The sequence below is a fragment of the Variovorax sp. P4_D9 genome (assembly GCF_056401695.1).
This window is the reverse complement of sequence record NZ_JBFUIU010000105.1, coordinates 1-17577: the sequence shown is the minus strand read 5'-3', so window position 1 is coordinate 17577 and position 17577 is coordinate 1. Positions and strand designations below refer to the sequence as shown.

Annotated in this window: 15 protein-coding genes and 1 pseudogene; 8 read left to right on the top strand and 8 right to left on the bottom strand. The window is 68.4% G+C overall.

What is annotated here, in order from left to right:
- The 3 genes from mnmG to AC1DY5_RS14120 form a co-directional block, all read right to left on the bottom strand.
- The coding region (gene mnmG / locus AC1DY5_RS14130; RefSeq protein ID WP_478112201.1) for a tRNA uridine-5-carboxymethylaminomethyl(34) synthesis enzyme MnmG at positions 1–1776 on the bottom strand (1776 nt) is incomplete at its 3' end.
- 163 nt (positions 1777–1939) lie between these two features.
- A complete protein-coding gene (locus AC1DY5_RS14125; protein ID WP_478112199.1) occupies positions 1940–2854 on the bottom strand; it encodes a transglutaminase-like domain-containing protein in 915 nt (304 codons plus the stop codon).
- Positions 2855–2996: 142 nt separating this feature from the next.
- Positions 2997–3182 carry a DUF1328 family protein gene (locus tag AC1DY5_RS14120; protein ID WP_478112197.1) on the bottom strand — a complete coding sequence of 62 codons (186 nt, stop codon included), beginning with the start codon at positions 3180–3182 and terminating at the stop codon, positions 2997–2999.
- A gap of 186 nt (positions 3183–3368) precedes the next feature.
- Here AC1DY5_RS14120 and gstA point away from each other — a divergent pair, with 186 nt between their 5' ends.
- Complete coding sequence (gene gstA / locus AC1DY5_RS14115) at positions 3369–3977, top strand: glutathione transferase GstA (RefSeq protein ID WP_478112195.1); 609 nt, start codon at positions 3369–3371, stop codon at positions 3975–3977.
- An 18-nt stretch (positions 3978–3995) separates the two neighbouring features.
- On the opposite strand, the gene AC1DY5_RS14110 is transcribed toward gstA, so the two are convergent.
- On the bottom strand, positions 3996–5216 hold the full coding sequence (locus tag AC1DY5_RS14110) for a YbfB/YjiJ family MFS transporter (protein ID WP_478112193.1): 1221 nt from the start codon (positions 5214–5216) through the stop codon (positions 3996–3998).
- A 126-nt stretch (positions 5217–5342) separates the two neighbouring features.
- On the opposite strand from AC1DY5_RS14110, the gene AC1DY5_RS14105 reads away from it, so the two are divergent.
- On the top strand, positions 5343–6446 hold the full coding sequence (locus AC1DY5_RS14105; protein ID WP_478112191.1) for an alkene reductase: 1104 nt from the start codon (positions 5343–5345) through the stop codon (positions 6444–6446).
- On the opposite strand, the gene AC1DY5_RS14100 is transcribed toward AC1DY5_RS14105, so the two are convergent.
- Both AC1DY5_RS14100 and AC1DY5_RS14095 read right to left on the bottom strand, forming a co-directional pair.
- The gene (locus AC1DY5_RS14100; protein WP_478112189.1) at positions 6428–7810 is read right to left on the bottom strand and encodes a sensor histidine kinase; all 1383 of its coding nucleotides are present in this window, start codon (positions 7808–7810) and stop codon (positions 6428–6430) included. The two genes, AC1DY5_RS14105 and AC1DY5_RS14100, sit on opposite strands and share 19 nt — an antisense overlap.
- Positions 7807–8496: a response regulator transcription factor gene (locus AC1DY5_RS14095; protein ID WP_478112187.1), complete on the bottom strand. Its 690-nt coding sequence runs from the start codon at positions 8494–8496 to the stop codon at positions 7807–7809. Before AC1DY5_RS14095 ends, AC1DY5_RS14100 begins: the two co-directional genes overlap by 4 nt.
- 114 nt (positions 8497–8610) lie before the next feature.
- Between AC1DY5_RS14095 and AC1DY5_RS14090 the strand changes: the two genes are divergently transcribed.
- The 4 genes from AC1DY5_RS14090 to creC all read left to right on the top strand — a co-directional run bounded on the left by AC1DY5_RS14090 (position 8611) and on the right by creC (position 11928).
- Complete coding sequence (locus AC1DY5_RS14090) at positions 8611–8805, top strand: heavy-metal-associated domain-containing protein (RefSeq protein WP_478112186.1); 195 nt, start codon at positions 8611–8613, stop codon at positions 8803–8805.
- A gap of 116 nt (positions 8806–8921) precedes the next feature.
- Entirely contained in the window at positions 8922–9695 is a 774-nt protein-coding gene (locus AC1DY5_RS14085) for a TIGR04325 family methyltransferase (protein WP_478112184.1), read from the top strand.
- A gap of 44 nt (positions 9696–9739) precedes the next feature.
- On the top strand, positions 9740–10492 hold the full coding sequence (gene creB, locus AC1DY5_RS14080) for a two-component system response regulator CreB (RefSeq protein ID WP_478112183.1): 753 nt from the start codon (positions 9740–9742) through the stop codon (positions 10490–10492).
- Complete coding sequence (gene creC, locus AC1DY5_RS14075; RefSeq protein ID WP_478112182.1) at positions 10489–11928, top strand: two-component system sensor histidine kinase CreC; 1440 nt, start codon at positions 10489–10491, stop codon at positions 11926–11928. Before creB ends, creC begins: the two co-directional genes overlap by 4 nt.
- On the opposite strand, the gene AC1DY5_RS14070 is transcribed toward creC, so the two are convergent.
- Both AC1DY5_RS14070 and AC1DY5_RS14065 read right to left on the bottom strand, forming a co-directional pair.
- Positions 11922–12527 carry a hypothetical protein gene (locus AC1DY5_RS14070; RefSeq protein WP_478112180.1) on the bottom strand — a complete coding sequence of 202 codons (606 nt, stop codon included), beginning with the start codon at positions 12525–12527 and terminating at the stop codon, positions 11922–11924. The genes creC and AC1DY5_RS14070 overlap by 7 nt on opposite strands.
- A 76-nt stretch (positions 12528–12603) precedes the next feature.
- The gene (locus AC1DY5_RS14065; protein ID WP_478112178.1) at positions 12604–14973 is read right to left on the bottom strand and encodes a penicillin-binding protein 1A; all 2370 of its coding nucleotides are present in this window, start codon (positions 14971–14973) and stop codon (positions 12604–12606) included.
- 208 nt (positions 14974–15181) lie between these two features.
- Between AC1DY5_RS14065 and AC1DY5_RS14060 the strand changes: the two genes are divergently transcribed.
- Together AC1DY5_RS14060 and AC1DY5_RS14055 are read left to right on the top strand one after the other, a co-directional pair.
- Entirely contained in the window at positions 15182–17254 is a 2073-nt protein-coding gene (locus AC1DY5_RS14060; protein WP_478112176.1) for a VIT and vWA domain-containing protein, read from the top strand.
- An 11-nt stretch (positions 17255–17265) separates the two neighbouring features.
- Positions 17266–17577: pseudogene (locus AC1DY5_RS14055) on the top strand (exosortase Q); the annotation flags it as partial.

Below are 17577 nucleotides of genomic sequence, written 5' to 3'. Positions count from 1 at the left end.
GCTCAGGGCCTTGACCTGGCCATAGTCGAAGGAAGCGGGCAGCTTGAGGTTCTCGAAATGCGCCGCCCGTTCGACCTCGTCATGCTGGCGATCGATGTAGCCGGAATACTTGGCCGCGATCTCGATCTGCTCGATTTCCACCGGACCCGGCGCCACCGGCGGGCTGTACTTGCCGCCGTCCAAGGACATCAGCGATTCATAGCTGACATTCGGGCGCCGCAGCAGGTCCCCGAGGTTGTATTCGTGATCGATGGCCTTGCCCAGTACCCGCTCAGACTCGGCGGCGGGCAGGTTGCGCGGATTGACCCAGATCGAACGCAGTCGCTCTGTTTCACGTGAAACAATATCGCGCTTGCGTGAGAAGGCATCCCAGCGCGCATCGTCGACCAAGCCCAGCTTGCGACCGGTTTCGGTCAGGCGCATATCGGCGTTGTCCTCGCGCAGCTGCAGTCGAAACTCGGCCCGACTCGTGAACATGCGGTAGGGCTCGGTCACGCCCTTGGTAATCAGGTCGTCCACCAGCACGCCGAGGTAGGCCTCGTCCCGGCGCGGCAGCCACGCATCCTCGCCCCTGCATTGCAGTGCAGCATTGATGCCGGCAAACAAGCCCTGTACCGCGGCCTCCTCGTAGCCCGTGGTGCCGTTGATCTGCCCCGCGAAGAACAGGCCTTGGATCGCCCGCGTCTCGAAGCTGCTCTTGAGCTCGCGCGGATCGAAGTAGTCGTACTCGATGGCGTAGCCGGGGCGCAGGATGTGGGCGTGCTCCAGTCCGGCCATCGAGCGCACCAGCTGGTACTGGATGTCGAAAGGCAGGCTGGTCGAGATTCCGTTCGGGTAGTACTCGTTGGTGCTCAGGCCTTCGGGCTCGAGGAAGATCTGGTGGCTTTCCTTGTCGGCGAAGCGATTGATCTTGTCCTCGACGCTCGGGCAGTAGCGCGGCCCGACACCGTCGATCTTGCCCGTGAACATCGGACTGCGGTCGAAGCCCGAGCGGATGATGTCGTGGGTGCGGGCGTTGGTGTTCGTGATCCAGCAAGGCATCTGCTGTGGATGCATTTCCTTGCGGCCCATGAAGCTGAACACCGGCATCGGACCGGCCCCACCCGGCATGCCGTCGCCGGGCTGCTCGGTGCATTTGGAAAAGTCGATAGTGCGGCCATCGAGCCGCGGCGGCGTGCCGGTCTTCAGACGCCCCTGGGGCAGCTTGAGCTCCTTGAGCCGGGCCGACAAGCTCACTGCCGGCGGGTCGCCGGCGCGCCCGGCCTGGTAGTTGTCCAGGCCAACGTGAATGCGGCCGTCCAGAAAAGTCCCGGCCGTGAGCACCACCGCGCGTGCGCGGAAGGAAATGCCCACCTGCGTGATCGCCCCCACCACGCGATCGCCCTCGATCATGAGGTCGTCCACCGCCTGTTGGAACAGCGACAGGTTCGGCTGGTTCTCCAGCCGGCGGCGGATTGCGGCCTTGTACAAGACGCGGTCGGCCTGGGCCCGCGTCGCGCGCACGGCCGGTCCCTTGCTCGAATTGAGGACGCGGAACTGGATCCCGCCTTCGTCGGTCGCGATCGCCATGGCACCGCCGAGGGCGTCGACTTCCTTCACTAAATGGCCTTTTCCGATGCCGCCGATCGAGGGATTGCAGCTCATCTGCCCCAATGTCTCGATGTTGTGGGTGAGCAGCAGCGTGCGAGCCCCCATCCGGGCGGAGGCCAGCGCAGCTTCGGTGCCGGCATGGCCGCCGCCAACGACGATCACATCGAATTCTTCGGGGTACAGCATGGAATGGGGCGCAGCAAGCGTACGCTCTCGGAAAGGGGCCGCAATTTTAATCGCCGCGCTGTTTCCGTGCTGCTGCGAGGACAAGCCGCCCCGGCCGCGCCTATCGTTCGCGAGGCATGTACATTGACTTGGATGCTATTATTTTTATAGCAAACACAGACCCTCAGCYTGCGACCAACACCTCATGGGCCGAAGCGTCGCTGCCCGCGGGCGGCACCGGCACGGGTTTCTCGATGCCGATGATCTGCCCACTCGGGCGGGGCTCGACCGCTGCGTCGTCCTCGCGCTCGTCCTGCAGTTCGCGAACGTTCAGCGTCTTGGCGGTCATGCGAACCGGCCCGAAGATGGTGCAGAAGGCGACGTCTTTGGCGTCGCGACCGGTGCCGACGCGCACCAAGCGGTCGACCGGCGCCATTCGCGTGGCATCGAAGAGCACCCACTGGCCGCCCAGCCAGGCCTCGAACAAGGCATGGAAGTCCTGCGGCGGCTCGTCGAACCAGACATAGCCCACCACCAGCCTCGCCGGAATGTTCAAGGCCCGGCAGAAAGTGATGCCGAGGTGGGCGAAGTCGCGGCAGACGCCGGCGCGCTCGACGAAGACCTCGCGCGCGGTGGTAGTCGAGTTGCTGCTGCCCGGCTCGTAGGTGATGCTGTCGTGGATCCAGTCGACGATCGCCTGGACGCGGCCGATGCCTGGAGGCAGGTCACCGAAGAGCTGGAGCGCGCAACGCGCCATCAGGTCCGATTCGCAATAGCGGCTCGGCATCAGGTAGTGAAGGATCTCGTTGGGCACTTCGTTGACCGGCACCTCGGCGAGATCCGTCGGCACCGCCACCGGGGCGCGCTGCACTTGCGCCTTGTAGCGGATCCGAAGCGGACCGGGCGGCGCATCGAAGCGCACGAAGCGATTGCCGCTGCTCTCGTCGCAGAAAGCCTGCATCCGGACCGCGGGCTCGATCAGCAGATCCTCGCCGACCAGCGCCTGGGACCCACTGCGCGCCGCCTCGATGTTGAGCAGCAGATGCGAAGGTGCCGCCACCTCGTAGTCGAGCTCCACGTCCACGAAAGAGAAATGCATGTCGTTCAGGACAGGGTGGTGGACTGATGCAGCTGCCAGTGCGCGCGGGTCACGAGAAGCACGCGCATTACGCGATGCGCGGGACTCTGAAGCAGGCTGACCAGCGGCCGAACGCGCGGCCAGCGCTGCGAAGGGGAGCGCATCAGTCGAGCGCCTTCTTGACCGCGCCCACGCCCAAGGCTGCGAGCACCAGGAAGACGACCGCGAGGATCAGGAACAGGCCGAACAGAATTTTCGCGATGCCGGCTGCCCCAGCCGCGACGCCGCCGAAGCCCAGGGCACCGGCGATCAACGAAATGATCGCGAAGACGATGGCGTACTTCAACATGATGAATGGAACTCCTTGCAGGGCGGACTCCCGCCGCGGTGTGCAGCAGCTTAGGAACAGGCGGCCGGCGACCGCATAGTCGGGACGCCCAAGGCACCGTAGGACAACAACGCGCGCACCGTGAAACGGCTAGCATCCCCCTCCGTCGCCAAGAACGCGTTTCGCCTATTCACTGGAGTTTTTCGCATGAAGCTGTACTACTCGCCGGGCGCCTGCTCGCTGTCGCCCCACATCGCGCTACGCGAAGCCGGCCTAGCCTTCGAGCCCGTGCTCGCGAGCACCAAGAACCACATGCTGCAGGACGGCACCGACTACTACGGCATCAATCCGCTGGGCTACGTGCCGATGCTCGAACTGGACGACGGCACGCGGCTGCGCGAAGGCCCGGCCATCGTGCAGTACATCGCCGACCTGGCACCGGCCAAGAACCTGGCCCCGGCCAACGGCACGATGCTGCGCTACCGGCTGCAGGAATGGCTCACCTTCATCGGCACCGAGATCCACAAGGGCTTTTCGCCGCTGTTCAATGCGAACATGCCAGAAGAGGCCAAGACCATTTTCAAGACCAAGGTGCGGTCGCGCTACGAGTGGCTCGACGGCCAGCTCGCCAACAAGGAGTTCCTCATGGGCGAGCATTTCAGCGTCGCCGACGGCTACCTGTTCACGGTCACCAACTGGGCCAAGCCCACCGGTGTCGATCTCTCCGACCTGGCGAACGTGAATGCCTGGCACGCGCGGATCGCAGCACGGCCCGCCGTCCAGGAAGCCCTCAAGGCCGAAGGCCTCGGCAAGTAGTAGCCCTGACGCCTCGAGTCAGGCCGGACGCTGGCGCCAAGCCAGCAACGCGCCGGCCCACAGCGTGAGGGCCGAGGCCACGAGGCCGCCGGAGAGGCCGCCGCGGCCGTCGGAGATCCATCCGGTCACGGTCGGGCCGACGATCTGACCGAGCGCGAAGACGATCGTGAAGGCACTGATGCCGGCCGCCCACTGCGCGGACGGCAGGTTGTGCCGCACCAGCGCCGTGGTCGACGCCACCACCGACAGGAAGACAGCGCCGAACATCAGGCCGGAAGCCATCGTCACCGGCCACGCCGGGCTCAGTACCGGCAGCAGGGTCGCCACCCCCAGCAAGGCATTCAGGAGCGCCTGCGGGCCACCGCCGCGGTAGCGATCCAGCAAGCCGGCCCAGACCCTCGACGACGCGACGCAGGCCATGCCCAGCAGGGCATAGAAGAGCGTAATGTCGCCCGGGCTCGCACCCTGCTCGCGCAGCAGCGCGATCACGAAGGTCATGTAGCCGATGTAGCCGGCACCGAACAGCGCGTAACCCGACAGGGCCCAGCCGAAGCGCCGAACCGGCCAGGCGGAAGGGGCTGGCGTCCCCTGCGCTGGTGTCGGCGCTGTCGACGCGGAGGCAGCGCCCTCCCCCGGCATGGCACGCACGGCCAGCGCCAGCACGGCGGTGGCAGCGAAGCTGGCGAGTGCCAGCGCCCACCAGGCCCATGCCCAGCCCTGCGGCACCCCCGCGGCGGCCTGCAGGACCGCCGGCACCACCAGTGCCGACAGCGTGATGCCGAAGCCGGTGCCACCGTAGTAGAGGCCCAGCAGGAAGCCCGCGTGCGACGGCTGCGAGGCGCCCAGCCGCGCCGCCAGCAAGCCGCCGGAGACGAACACCCAGGCGCTCGCGAGCCCCGCCAGCAGGCGCTGAAGCAACAGCGCCGGCGCCGAGCTGAAGAAGCCGCTGGCCGCCATGAAGACACTGGCGGCGATGGCGCCGCCAACCAGCAACCGGACCGGGCCGACACGCCGCATCAGACCCGGCGTCAAGAGCGCGCCCAGCAGGTAGCCAGCAGCGTTGGCGGTGTTCATGCCGCCAGCCAGCGCATAGCTCCAACCCAGGTCGGCGCGCATCGGCGGCAGCAGCAGGCCGTACGAGAAGCGGGTGATGCCGAGCGAGACAGCCGCCCCGAGCGACAGGGCCAGCGCGAGACGAAGGGCTGGGGCAGGCGTGGGCGTGGCGGCGAGCAATAGCATGGGGCGCGCCCATTCTGCTGCAGCCCTTAGCAGCAACGGGACAACCCCGTGACAGCAGGGTTGCGATCCAGGGTTTACCCTCGGGCCATCTTCCTTCTTTCATCAACAACTACAGGCACTTCTTCCATGTCTTCTCTCTTCGATCCCGTCCAAGCCGGCGACCTGGCGCTCGCCAACCGCATCGTGATGGCACCGCTGACGCGCAACCGCGCACCCAACGCGGTGCCGCGCGACATCACGGCCACCTACTACGCGCAACGGGCCTCCGCCGGCCTGCTGATCACCGAAGCCACCGCGATCAGCCAGCAGGGCCAGGGCTATGCCGACGTGCCCGGCCTCTACGGCACCGAGCAACTGGACGCCTGGAAGCGCGTGACCGACGCCGTGCACGCCGAGGGCGGCAAGATCGTGGTGCAGCTGTGGCATGTCGGCCGTGTCTCGCACACCGAACTGCAACCCGACAACGGCAAGCCGGTGGCGCCCTCCGCGATCACGGCCAAGACCAAGACCGTGCTGATCAAGGAGGGCGTGCCGACCTTCGTCGAGACCTCCGAGCCGCGCGCGCTCGACGCCTCCGAACTGCCCGGCATCGTGCACGCCTACGCCGCCGCGGCGCGCAACGCGGTCGAGACCGCCGGCTTCGATGGCGTCGAGCTGCATGGCGCCAACGGCTACCTGCTCGACCAGTTCCTGAAGACTGGCAGCAACAAGCGCACCGACGACTACGGCGGCAGCATCTCCAACCGTGCCCGTCTGCTGCTGGAGGCGACGCGCGCGGTGGTCGACGCGGTCGGCGGCGGCCGCACCGGTATCCGCCTGTCGCCGGTGACGCCTGCCAACGACGTGCATGACGCCGACCCGCAGCCGCTGTTCGACTACCTGATCCGGCAACTGGCGCCGCTCGGCCTGGCCTACATCCACGTCATCGAGGGAGCCACCGGCGGCCCGCGCGAGCTGGACGACCGTCCCTTCGACTACGAGGCCCTGAAGGCCGCCTATCGCGAGGCAGGCGGCAAGGGTGCATGGATGGTCAACAACGGCTACGACAAGCCGCTGGCCGAAGAGGCGCTGAAGGAAGGCGACGACCTGATCGCCTTCGGCCGGCCCTTCATCTCGAACCCGGACCTGGTACGCCGCCTGCGCGAAGGCGCAGCGCTGAATCCGTGGGACAAGACCACCTTCTACGGCGGTGGCGAAGCCGGCTACATCGACTATCCGGCACTGGCCTGAACCTCGGGGACGAAGGCCACGCTGACCCGCAGCCCGCCCTCTTCCGAGGCGCGGGCGAAGCGGAGTTCGGCGCCCAGCAGCTTCACGTAGCGGGCCACGATCGCCAGGCCCAGCCCCGCGCCTTGGCCGAGCTTCTGGCCCGCCGGGCCCTGGGCCCAGCGCTGCAGCAGGTCGGGCTGGGCCTCGATCGGGATCCCGGGACCATCGTCCGCCACGCTCAACGTCAGGCCGTCGAGTTCCACGGTGATGGTGCGGCCGCCGTATCGCAGCGCGTTGTCGATCAGGTTGTCGAGGATGCCCTCGACCAGCGCGGCATTGCCCTGCACCGTGACCGGATCCTCCAGCCCGAGCCCGCCCAGGTCGACGCCCTTGGCATCGGCGCGCGCCAGGTGCCGCAGCACGGCTTGCTGCCCCAGCTGGTCCAGGCGCAGGGTCTCGCGCTGCAGGCGGGTCCGCCCTTCGTCGGCCAGCGCCAAACCCAGCAACTGGTCGACCAGGCGGCTAGCGCGCGCCTGGCTCGTCGCGATCTGCTGCAGCTGCTCGCGCCAGATGGCAGGATTCTGCTGCGCCAGGCCATAGTCGGCCAGCGCGCGGATGCCCGCCAGCGGCGTGCGCAGTTCGTGCGCCACGTTGCCGGCGAATTCGCGCTGCGCAGCGGCACTGTAGGCCAGCCGCTCGAGCAGTGCATTGAGCGTGTCGCCGAGTTGCTCGAGTTCGCGCGAACTGCGTGCCACGGGCACCGGGGCGAGATCCTGGGCGTCGCGCGTCTCCAGGGTTCGGCGCAGTTCGCCCAGCGGATGCAGTTCGCGCCCGATGCCACGCCAGAGCCAGCCGGCCAGCAGAACGAGCAGCACCAGTTGCGGTGCCAGCGAGTACGCCAGAAGCTGCTCGATCAGCAGCGCCCGGGCCCGCGTGGTCTGCGCGATGACCACCCGGTAGCCGGCCGGCGCTCCCGGATCCAGCACCACAGCGCGCAGCGCCTGGCCGCGGTAGTCGATGCGCGAGAAGCGGTGCCGCGCGCCCTCGCCCGGTGGCGGCGCCTCGAGCCCGGCGTCACCGGCGAGCAGCGAGCCGTCTGAGCGCAGCACCGCGAAGAAGACCGTCTCCGACTGGTCGAACAGCAGGTTGCCGACCTCGCGCGGCGACAGCACGAGTTCGGCGCCGCGTTCGCCCGCTCGCACGTTCGCCGACACCGAATAGGCGTCGTCCAGCATCGCGCGGTCGAAGGCCTGCTCGGTGAAATAGCTGGCGACCACCACGGCCACCGCGGTGCCCAGCAGCCATGTCAGGCCCAAGGGCACCAACACGCGGCGCAGCACCCGCGCGGTCAGCGACGGCGCTGCGGCCGCCGCGCCGGGACTCACGGCTCGGCTTCCATCAGGTAGCCGATGCCGCGCAGCGTGCGGATGGCAGCGCCGCTGGCGACCAGCTTCTTGCGCAGCCGCGAGATGAAGGCCTCGAGCGCGTTGTCGCCCAGGGACTCGTCGAAGGTCGACAGCTTGTCCGACAGCTCGCGCTTGCTCACCGTTCGGCCCGGCGGACTCATCAGCTCCCACAGCACCTCGAACTCGCGCGCCGGCAGGTCGAGGGGCACGCCTCCCACCGCGAAGCGGCGCGCCCGCCGATCGAGCCGCAACTGCCCGAGCAGGGCGATGTCCTCGGTGCCCTGGGCCCGGCGCACCAGCGCCCGCAAGCGGGCTTCGACCTCGGCGAGGTCGAAGGGTTTGCCGAGATAGTCGTCGGCACCGGCATCCAGGCCGGCGATGCGCTCGTCGGTGCGGTCGCGCGCGGTCAGCACCAGCACTGGCGTGCGGTCGCCGCGGGCGCGCGCGTGTCGCAACGCCACCAGGCCGCTCGCCAGTCCGCTGGTCGGACTGGAGGTCGCCGGCAGGTTCAAGTCCAGCAGCACGGCGTCGAAGGACTGCACCCGCCAGAGGTGATCGGCGTCCTCGACACTGGTTGCCACATCGACGCGGTGGCCCGCGTCGCCCAGGCTGCGCAGCATCACGCCGCGCAGCACCGCATCGTCTTCGACCAGGAGAATTCGCATGGGACGTGATGAAAAAAACTTCCTGTTTGTACCTCACGGAGCGCCCCCTCGCTGGACATTGACACGGGGGAAAGGTTCAAACTCGCTCATTCATTCACATAAGGAGCAAAGACGATGAGCCAGAAATTCCAGGTCTCGGGCATGAGCTGCGGTCATTGTGCCGGCGTGGTGCAGAGCGCCGTCCAGACCATCGATCCCAGTGCGCAGGTCACGGTGGACCTCGAAACCGGCCACGTCGACGTGGTCAGCGAGCACCCTCGGCAAGACATCATCGTGGCGATCGAGAACGCCGGCTACCAGGCCAAATAGCCATCGAGGCCTCACCAAAGGGAGGTGCGGCGTCGGCCAAAAGCTCAAAGCAGTTGAATACTTTATGTTTCAAAGCGCAAAATACGTAGATAAGTTGCTTTGATCGAAAGGGTTCCATGCTGTCGAGCCTGCTGCCTGTCTCCGTCCGCGAAGCCGCCTACAAGCGCAAGTTCATAGAGAACCCCGAGGGCGAACATCTCTTCATGGGCTCCTACGAGAGCTTCGAAGCCGCGCAGGCCAACGTGCCGCCCGGCAAGGCGATCGGCTACGACAACGCCGAGGAGGCCAAGAAGCTCTACAGCCACCAGCTCTACTTCTATGACTACCCGGGACTGTTCTGGCTCGGGCGGGCGCTCGAGGAGGGCATGCGCAGCGTCTTCGACCTGGGTGGCCATGTCGGCATCAAGTACTACGCCTTTCGCCGCGTGATTCCCTACCCGGCGAACCTGCGCTGGACCGTCTGCGATGTGCCCGGCGTCGTCCAGACCGGGCGGGAACTCGCCATCCAGCGCGAAGTGACGTCCCAACTCGACTTCACGACCGACTTTCACGACGCCAGCGGCCATGACGTCCTGTATGCGGCGGGCTCGCTGCAGTACCTGCCGCTGCGGCTCTCTGAAATGCTCGCCCAGCTGCCCGTCAAACCGAAGCGCATCGTGATCAACACGGCAGCGACGCACCCCGACCGAACCCTCTACACGCTCAACAGCATCGGCTTCGCGGTCTGTCCCTACCGCATCCAGCACCAGGATGCGCTGCAGAACGAACTGGTCGAGGCCGGCTACAAGCGCCGGGACGCCTGGCGCAACGAAGGCAAGCCGATCGAGATCCCGTTCGTCGAGGGCGGTGACAAGGCCTTCTACTCTGGCTGCTGTTTCGACCTGCGCTGAGCCGCGCTACCGGGCCGCGGGCCGGCGCCCGCTACCATCCGGCCATGCCTTTCAACTCGCGGATCCTGATCGCCGAAGACGAATCCGGCATCGCTGACACCCTGCAGTACGTGCTGCGCACCGACGGTTTCGTGCCGGTCTGGTGTGCCACCGCGGAGCAGGCCATCGCGCAGTTCACGGCCGAGCCGCCGGCCCTCGCGATCCTGGATGTTGGCCTGCCCGACATGAACGGCTTCGAACTGTTCAAGCGGCTGCAGGCCCTGCCCGGGGGTGCGAATGTGCCGATGCTATTCCTGACCGCGCGCAGCGACGAGATCGACCGCGTGGTCGGCCTCGAGCTCGGCGCCGACGACTACATCGCAAAGCCCTTCTCGCCGCGCGAACTGGTGGCGCGGGTGCGAACCATCCTGCGCCGCAGCGGCCGAGGCGCACAAGGGGCTCCGACGCCCGCCGCCGCGGCCACTGCCCCGACGCCGACACCGGCAGCACCGTCCACGCCGTTCGCCCTCGACCTCGAGCGCATGCAGATCCGCTACTACGGCCGCCTGCTCGAACTCTCGCGCTACGAGTACGGCGTGCTGCGGCTGCTGGTGCAGCGGCCCGGCCGCGTCTACACGCGCGACGACCTGCTGCGCCTGGTCTGGGACGAGGCCAGCGACAGCTTCGATCGCACCGTGGACGCGCACGTGAAGACCCTGCGCGCCAAGCTCAAGGCGATCGCGCCCGAGGTCGACCCGATCCGCACGCTGCGCGGGACGGGCTATGCGTTGAACGAAGAACTGCCGCCCGCCGTGTGACCAGCAGGACGCGCATCTTCCTCGGCATCCTGCTGATCTACACGGCGGGCATCGCCTTCCTGCTCTACCGCGTGGTGATCGACATCGACCCGCGCTACCGCGAGTCGGCCGAGGAGTCGCTGGTCGAGGCCTCGCAGCTGATGGCCAGCCTGGTCGAGCAGGACGTGATCGCCGGCGCGATCAACACCGCGCGGCTCGAGCCGCTGTTCCGATCGGTGTATGCGCGTCAGTTCTCGGCCCAGATCTACAACCTGCACAAGCGCCACGTCGAGCTGCGGATGTACGTCACCGACCGCAACGGCCGCGTGCTGTTCGACTCGCAGGGCCGCAACCTGGGCGCCGACTTCTCGCAGTGGAGCGATGTGAAGCGCTCGCTCGCCGGCACCTACGGCGCCCGCACCACGCGCGACATCGCCGGCGACCCGCTGAGCTCGGTGATGTACGTGGGCGCACCGGTGCGCTGGGGCAACGAGATCGTCGGCGTGGTCAGCGTCGGCAAGCCGGTGCAGAGCTTCGGCCAGTTCGTCGAGGATGCGCGGGCACGCACGCTGTGGGTCGGCGGCGGCTCGGCGCTGGCGCTGCTGGTGGGCGCAATCATCGTCTCGATCTGGCTGGTGCGGCCCTTCGGCCTGATCTCGGACTACGTGGGCTGGCTGCGCACGCAGCGCAGCCCGAGCCTCGGGCGCATGCTGCGCCGCGCGGTCGACACGCTGCGCCGCGGCCTCGGCGAGATGCGCGACGCCTTCACCGGCCGCAACTACATCGCCGACTACGTGCAGACCTTCACGCACGAGATCAAGAGCCCGCTGTCGGCCATCCGCGGCGCTGCCGAGCTGATCCAGGAGCCATCGATGCCGCAGGCCGAGCGCGAGCGCTTCCTCGGCAACATCGCGCACGAGACGCAGCGCATCCAGGAGATCGTCGACCGCATGATGGAGCTCACCGCGCTCGAAACGCGGCGCGCGCTGGACCGCAGCGAACCGGTGGCGCTGGGGCCGCTGCTGCGCGAGGTGGCCGCCAGCGCCCAGGCCGCGGCGGCGCGGCGCGATGTCCGGGTGCAGGTGGCGATCCACGCCGAGGCCCGCGTCGAGGGTGATCCTTTCCTGCTGCGCCGCGCAGTCAGCAACCTGCTGGACAACGCGATCGACTTCTCGCCCTCGGGCGCCGAAGTGCTGCTGGCGCTCGAGGCCGGTTCGCGCCGCGCCATCGTCAGCGTCCGCGATCGCGGCCCGGGCATTCCGGACTACGCCCAGGACAAGGTCTTCGAGAAGTTCTATTCGCTCGCGCGGCCGCACAGCCAGAAGAAGAGCACCGGCCTCGGTCTCGCGTTCGTGAAGGAGATCGCGACCCTGCATCGCGGCCGGGTCGAGCTCGCCAATGCGCCGCGCGGCGGCGCGCTGGCCACCTTCACGCTGCCGCTGCTGTCACATCACTGACCGGTGAGCTCTCCATAGGCCTTGCGTGTCTCGGGGCTGACCGCATCGAGCACCTGCTGGTAGGAGGTCTGGTGACGTGCCAGCAGGCGCGCGGAGGCCACGGCCTTCGACTTGCAGTACCAGTGGCAGCTGTGCTGCATCAGGAACAGCTCGGCCGACATCATGAAGGCCTTGGCCTTCGGTGCGCGATGCAGCTCGTTGCGCATCACGCCCGCGATGCCGCGGGCATGGATTGCGAACGCCTGGCGCAGGTCGAAGGTCGCGGCCGGGAACAGCTGCTGCGCAAAGGGCAGCGCGAGCGGCAGCTTGCTGACCCGCGCCTCCTTCTCGCCGACCCGCGAGAACTCGGCCGCGAAGCTGTCGAACTGCGCCGACAGCTTCTCTTCGGTGGTGTCGAGCAGGCGCCAGATCTGCTCCCGCCGCTCGGGGTCGTCCTCGCCGAGGCAGCGCAAGTAGCCTTCGGTGAGGTTCTCCATGAGCTTCTCGATCTGGTAGTGGCCGAGGTGGCTGCCCAGCAGCGCGATGCGCTGCCGCTGATGCTGGGACTTGACGAGGTAGGCGCCGATGACGATCAGCGTCACCAGGGTGAGGGTTTCCATGAATCGGTCGCTCGAGAAAGGCGGTTGAGACCGCAGAGTGTAGGGACCCTGCGCCGTCCGCCTTTGGGCGCCGGGGCTACCTGAAGAAATCGAGGATGCGGCTTCGCTGCTCCGGCGCCACGGGCGGGCTCACCGGCACGCCGGCCAGGTCCTCGGCCGGAAGCGGCGCGAGCGCAGGATCCAGGCCCAGGCTGGCCACGCCGCGGCCCGGCGCGTAGTCGTCGAAGTACCACTCGCCGTCGACCTGCAGCACGCCCTCGGGCGCCTTCAGCGCCGCCACCGGCACGCCCTTGAGCGCCGACTGCATGTAGCCGGTCCAGATGGGCAGGCTCAGGCTGCCACCGGTCTCGCCGCGCACGCCGAGCTGGCGCGGCGTGTCGTAGCCGACCCAGGCGATGCCCACGCGGGTCGGCTGGAAGCCCGCGAACCAAGTGTCGAAGGAGTCGTTGGTGGTGCCGGTCTTGCCGTACAGGTCATCGCGCCGCAGTGCCTGGTAGGCCCGCGACGCGGTGCCGCCCTTCACCACGCTCTGCAGCAGCGAATCCATGATGAAGGCGTTGCGCTCGGGAATCGCGCGCCGGGATTCATCGAGCACCGGCGCCTCGGTCTCCAGCAGCACCTTGCCGCGCGCATCGACGATGCGCGTCACGAAGTAGGGGTTGACGCGAAAGCCGCCGTTGGCGAACACCGCATAGCCGGCGGCCATCTGCATCGGCGTCACCGAGCCGGCGCCCAGCGCCATCGGCAGGTTGGCCGGCTGCTTGTCGCGCTCGAAGCCGAAGCGCGTCACCCAGTCCTGCGCGTAGTCGGCGCCGATCGACTGCATCACGCGCAGCGTGACCAAGTTCTTCGACTGCTGCAGCGCGCGGCGCAGCGTGATCGGGCCGTCGTAGCCGCCGTCGTAGTTCTTCGGCTCCCAGACAGTGCCGCCGGCACCGGCCTCGAAGTGCAGCGGGGCGTCGTTGACCACGGTGGCCGGCGAGAAGCCCTTCTCGAGCGCCGCCGAATAGATGAAGGGCTTGAAGCTCGAGCCGGGCTGGCGCCAGGCCTGCGTCGCGTGGTTGAACTTGTTCTTGCCGAAATCGAAGCCACCGACCAGCGCCTGGATCGCGCCGCTCCTCGGATCGAGCGCGACGAAGGCGCCTTCGACCTCGGGCAGCTGCGTGATCTCCCAGCTGTTCTTCGGCGTGCGTGCGACCCGGATCACGGCGCCGCGACGGATCCGGATCTCGCGTGGCGCCTTCTCCGCCAGGCCCGACTGCGCGGGCTTCAAGCCTTCGCCGCTGATCTGCAGCGCTTCGCCGTTGGCGCGCACCGCGCTGACCTCCTTGGCACTCGCCTTCAGCACCACCGCGGCCACCAGGTCGCCGTTGTCCGGGTGCTCGGCCAGCGCGTCATCGACCGCGTCGTCGATCGCCTTCGGGTCCTCCGGCAGATCGACGAAGGCCTCGGGGCCGCGATAGGCCTGGCGCCGCTCATAGTCCATGATGCCCTTGCGCAGCGAGCGGTAGGCGGCCTGCTGCTCGGCCGCGACCAGCGAGGTCGTGACCTTGAGTCCGCTGGTGTAGATGGCGTCGCCGTACTGCGCATGCATCATCTGGCGCACGGTCTCGGCCACGTATTCGGCGTGCAGCCGCGACGGGTCGGCGGCGTCGCGCAGCTGCAGCGGCTCCTGGCGCGCAGCCTCTGCCTGCGCCGCGGTGATGAAGCCGGTTTCCTGCATGCGATCGATCACGTAGAGCTGGCGGGCGCGCGCGCGGCGCGGATTCGCCACCGGGTTGTTGGCGCCCGGCGCCTTCGGCAAGCCGGCCAGCATCGCTGCCTGGGCGATCGTGATGTCCTGCAGCGGCTTGCCGAAATAGGCCTCGGCCGCCGCGGCGAAACCGTAGGCGCGGTTGCCCAGGTAGATCTGATTCAGGTAGATCTCGAGGATCTGGTCCTTCGTGAGCTGGCGCTCCATGCGCAGCGCCAGCAGGATCTCCCAGGTCTTGCGCTGCACCGTGCGCTCGGAGCTCAGGTAGACGTTGCGCGCCACCTGCATCGTGATGGTGGAAGCCCCCTGCTTGCGGCCGCCCTGCAGGCTGGCCACTGCGGCCCGCACGAAGCCCTTGTAGTCGACGCCGCCGTGTTCGTAGAAGCGGGCGTCCTCCACGGCCAGCACCGCGTCCTTCATGACCTGGGGGATCTGCGCGAAGGGCGTCAGGTTGCGGCGCTCCTCGCCGAACTCGCCGATCAGCGTGCCTTCGGCCGAATAGACCCGCAGCGGCTGCTTGGGCTGGTAGTCCAGGAGCGCGGACAGGTCGGGAAGGCGCGGGTAAATCGTGGCCACCGCAATGCCGCCGGCGATCGCCAGCACCACCACGGTGCCGGCCGACAGCGCCCCGAGCCAGGCGGCCGTACGACGCCAGGTCGGCGCGCGGGAGGGGGTTGCGGAAGAAGTGGTCATGGCAGAGAGGGAGCAGGAACAGGCCACCATGGTTCCCGATCCGGGCGATGCCGGTGTGAAGTCCCTTGGCCCGGGACTTCACACGGACTTCACACAAGCCTGCGTTGGCCGCGCCGGACTTCAAGAAAGCTTCCAACTCCCTTCTTGCACGCTGTCGACAGTGGCCACTGTGCAAGTTCGCACAACAAGAAGGAGAAGGAACAACACCATGGACACCCCCGCCACCCCTTGTAGCCCAGGCCGCCGGCTCTGGCTGGTCACCTTGGCGCTGGCCGCCGCGAGCTTCCTCGCGCTGAGCCTGCGCCCGTTGCATGCCCAGGAAGCGCCGGGCCCGCGCGCCAAGACCGAGAGCCCGTACTTCTTCATCAAGAGCGACGACCCCGAACTCGACCGGCTGCCGCTCAAGGGCACCGAGGTGGACGTGAAGATCTCGGGCGTGATCGCCGACGTCACGGTCACGCAGACCTACCGCAACGAGGGCCGGCGGGCGATCGAGGCGCGCTACGTGTTCCCGGGCTCGACCCGCGCCGCGGTTGGTGCGCTCGACATGCGGATCGGCGACCGCCTGGTCTCGGCGCAGATCCGCGAGAAGGCGCAGGCCCGCATCGACTACGACGCCGCGAAGAAGGAAGGCAAGACCGCGGCGCTGCTCGAGCAGCACCTGCCCAACGTGTTCCAGATGAACCTCGCCAACATCCTGCCGGGCGACGAGGTCCGGGTGACGCTGCGCTACACCGAGTTGCTGGTGCCGCAGGGCGGCAACTACCAGTTCGTCTATCCGACCGTGGTCGGGCCGCGCTACAACAGTCCGCAGTCGGAGAACGCGCAGGCGCGCTGGGTGGCGCAGCCGACGCTGCGCGCGGCGGTCGCGCCGGGCACCTCCTTCAAGCTCAAGGTCGCGCTCGACATGCCGATGCCGCTGCAGGCAGTGCGCTCGCAGAGCCACAAGATCGAGCTCGCCCAGCGCGACGGCGATGCCCATGCCGACGTCACGTTGGCCCGCGATGCCGGGCTCGCGGACAACCGCGACTTCGTGCTCGACTACCGGCTCGCGGGCGAGCGCATCCAGTCCGGACTGATGCTCTACCAGGGCCACGGCGACGGCGCCGAGAACTTCTTCCTCGCGATGGTCGAGCCGCCGAAATCGGTGGCCGCCAACGCCATCTCGCCGCGCGACTACATCTTCGTGGTCGACATCTCGGGCTCGATGCACGGCTTCCCGCTCGACACCGCCAAGACCATGCTGGAGCGGCTGATCGGCGGCCTGCGGCCCAGCGACACCTTCAACGTGCTGCTGTTCTCGGGCAGCAACCGCATGCTGTCGCCGCACGCGGTGCCGGCCACCCGCGCCAACATCGCGCAGGCGCTGGCGACGATCCAGAACTACGGCGGCGGCGGCAGCACCGAGCTGATCCCGGCCCTCAAGCGCGCCTATGCCGAACCGAAGGCCGAAGGCGTCTCGCGCACGCTGGTGGTGGTCACGGACGGCTACGTCACGGTCGAGCGCGAAGCCTTCGAACTGGTGCGCCGCAACCTCGGCCAGGCCAACCTGTTCGCCTTCGGCATCGGCTCCTCGGTCAACCGGCACCTGATCGAGGGCCTGGCGCGCGCCGGCATGGGCGAGCCCTTCGTGATCACCGATCCGGTCCAGGCTCCTGAGCAGGCGGCCCACTTTCGACGCCTGGTCGAGTCGCCGGTGCTGACCCAGGTGAAGGCGCGCTTCGTCGGCCTCGATGTCTACGACGTCGAGCCGTCGGCGCTGCCCGATGTGCTCGGCGAGCGCCCGGTGATCCTGTTCGGCAAGTGGCGCGGCGAAGCCAGGGGCCGCTTGGTGGTCGAAGGCCGCGCCGCCGAAGGCCCCTACCGTCAGGAACTCAAGGTGGACCCGCAGGCCCGTCGCGATGCCGCCGCGCTGCGCAGCCTGTGGGCGCGGCACCGCATCGCCAGCCTCTCCGACCAGGAAGCGCTCGAAGGGGGCGACGATCTGCGCCAACGGATCACCGACCTGGGCCTGCGCTACGGCCTGCTCACGCAATACACCAGCTTCATCGCGATCGACCGCGTGGTGCGCAACCCGACGCCGCAAGACGCAGCCGGCGTCGACCAGCCCCAGCCGCTGCCGCAGGGCGTCGGCGAACTCGCGCTCGGCCAGAGCCTCGGGGCCGAGGTGCCGAGCACGCCCGAGCCGGAGATGCTGGGTGCGATCGCGGTGCTGCTCTCGATGCTGGCCATGCTGCGCCGCCGCGCCCGCCGCACCGACACCCGCCGCCTGACCTCCTAAGGAGAACAGCCATGACACTTGCCTTACTTGCCAGCCGCCATCCGCGCCTGTTCGAGGCCGGGATCCGGCTCGACCGCACACCGCCCCTGGCCTGGCTCGCGCTGCAGGCCGCCGCGCTGGCGCCGACCTGGCTCTGGATGGGGCGGCGGATGCTGGACCGCTCCGACGATCCGCTCGGCCTGCTGGCGCTGGCGGCGCTGGCCGTGCTCGTGATCGCCCTGCGCGGCGAACTCCGTGCGGCACCGCGCCTCGGCTGGCTGGCGCTCGCCGCGACGGCGACGGTGGCCGCCACGCTGGCACGCACCGGCGTCGGCGCCCTGCCC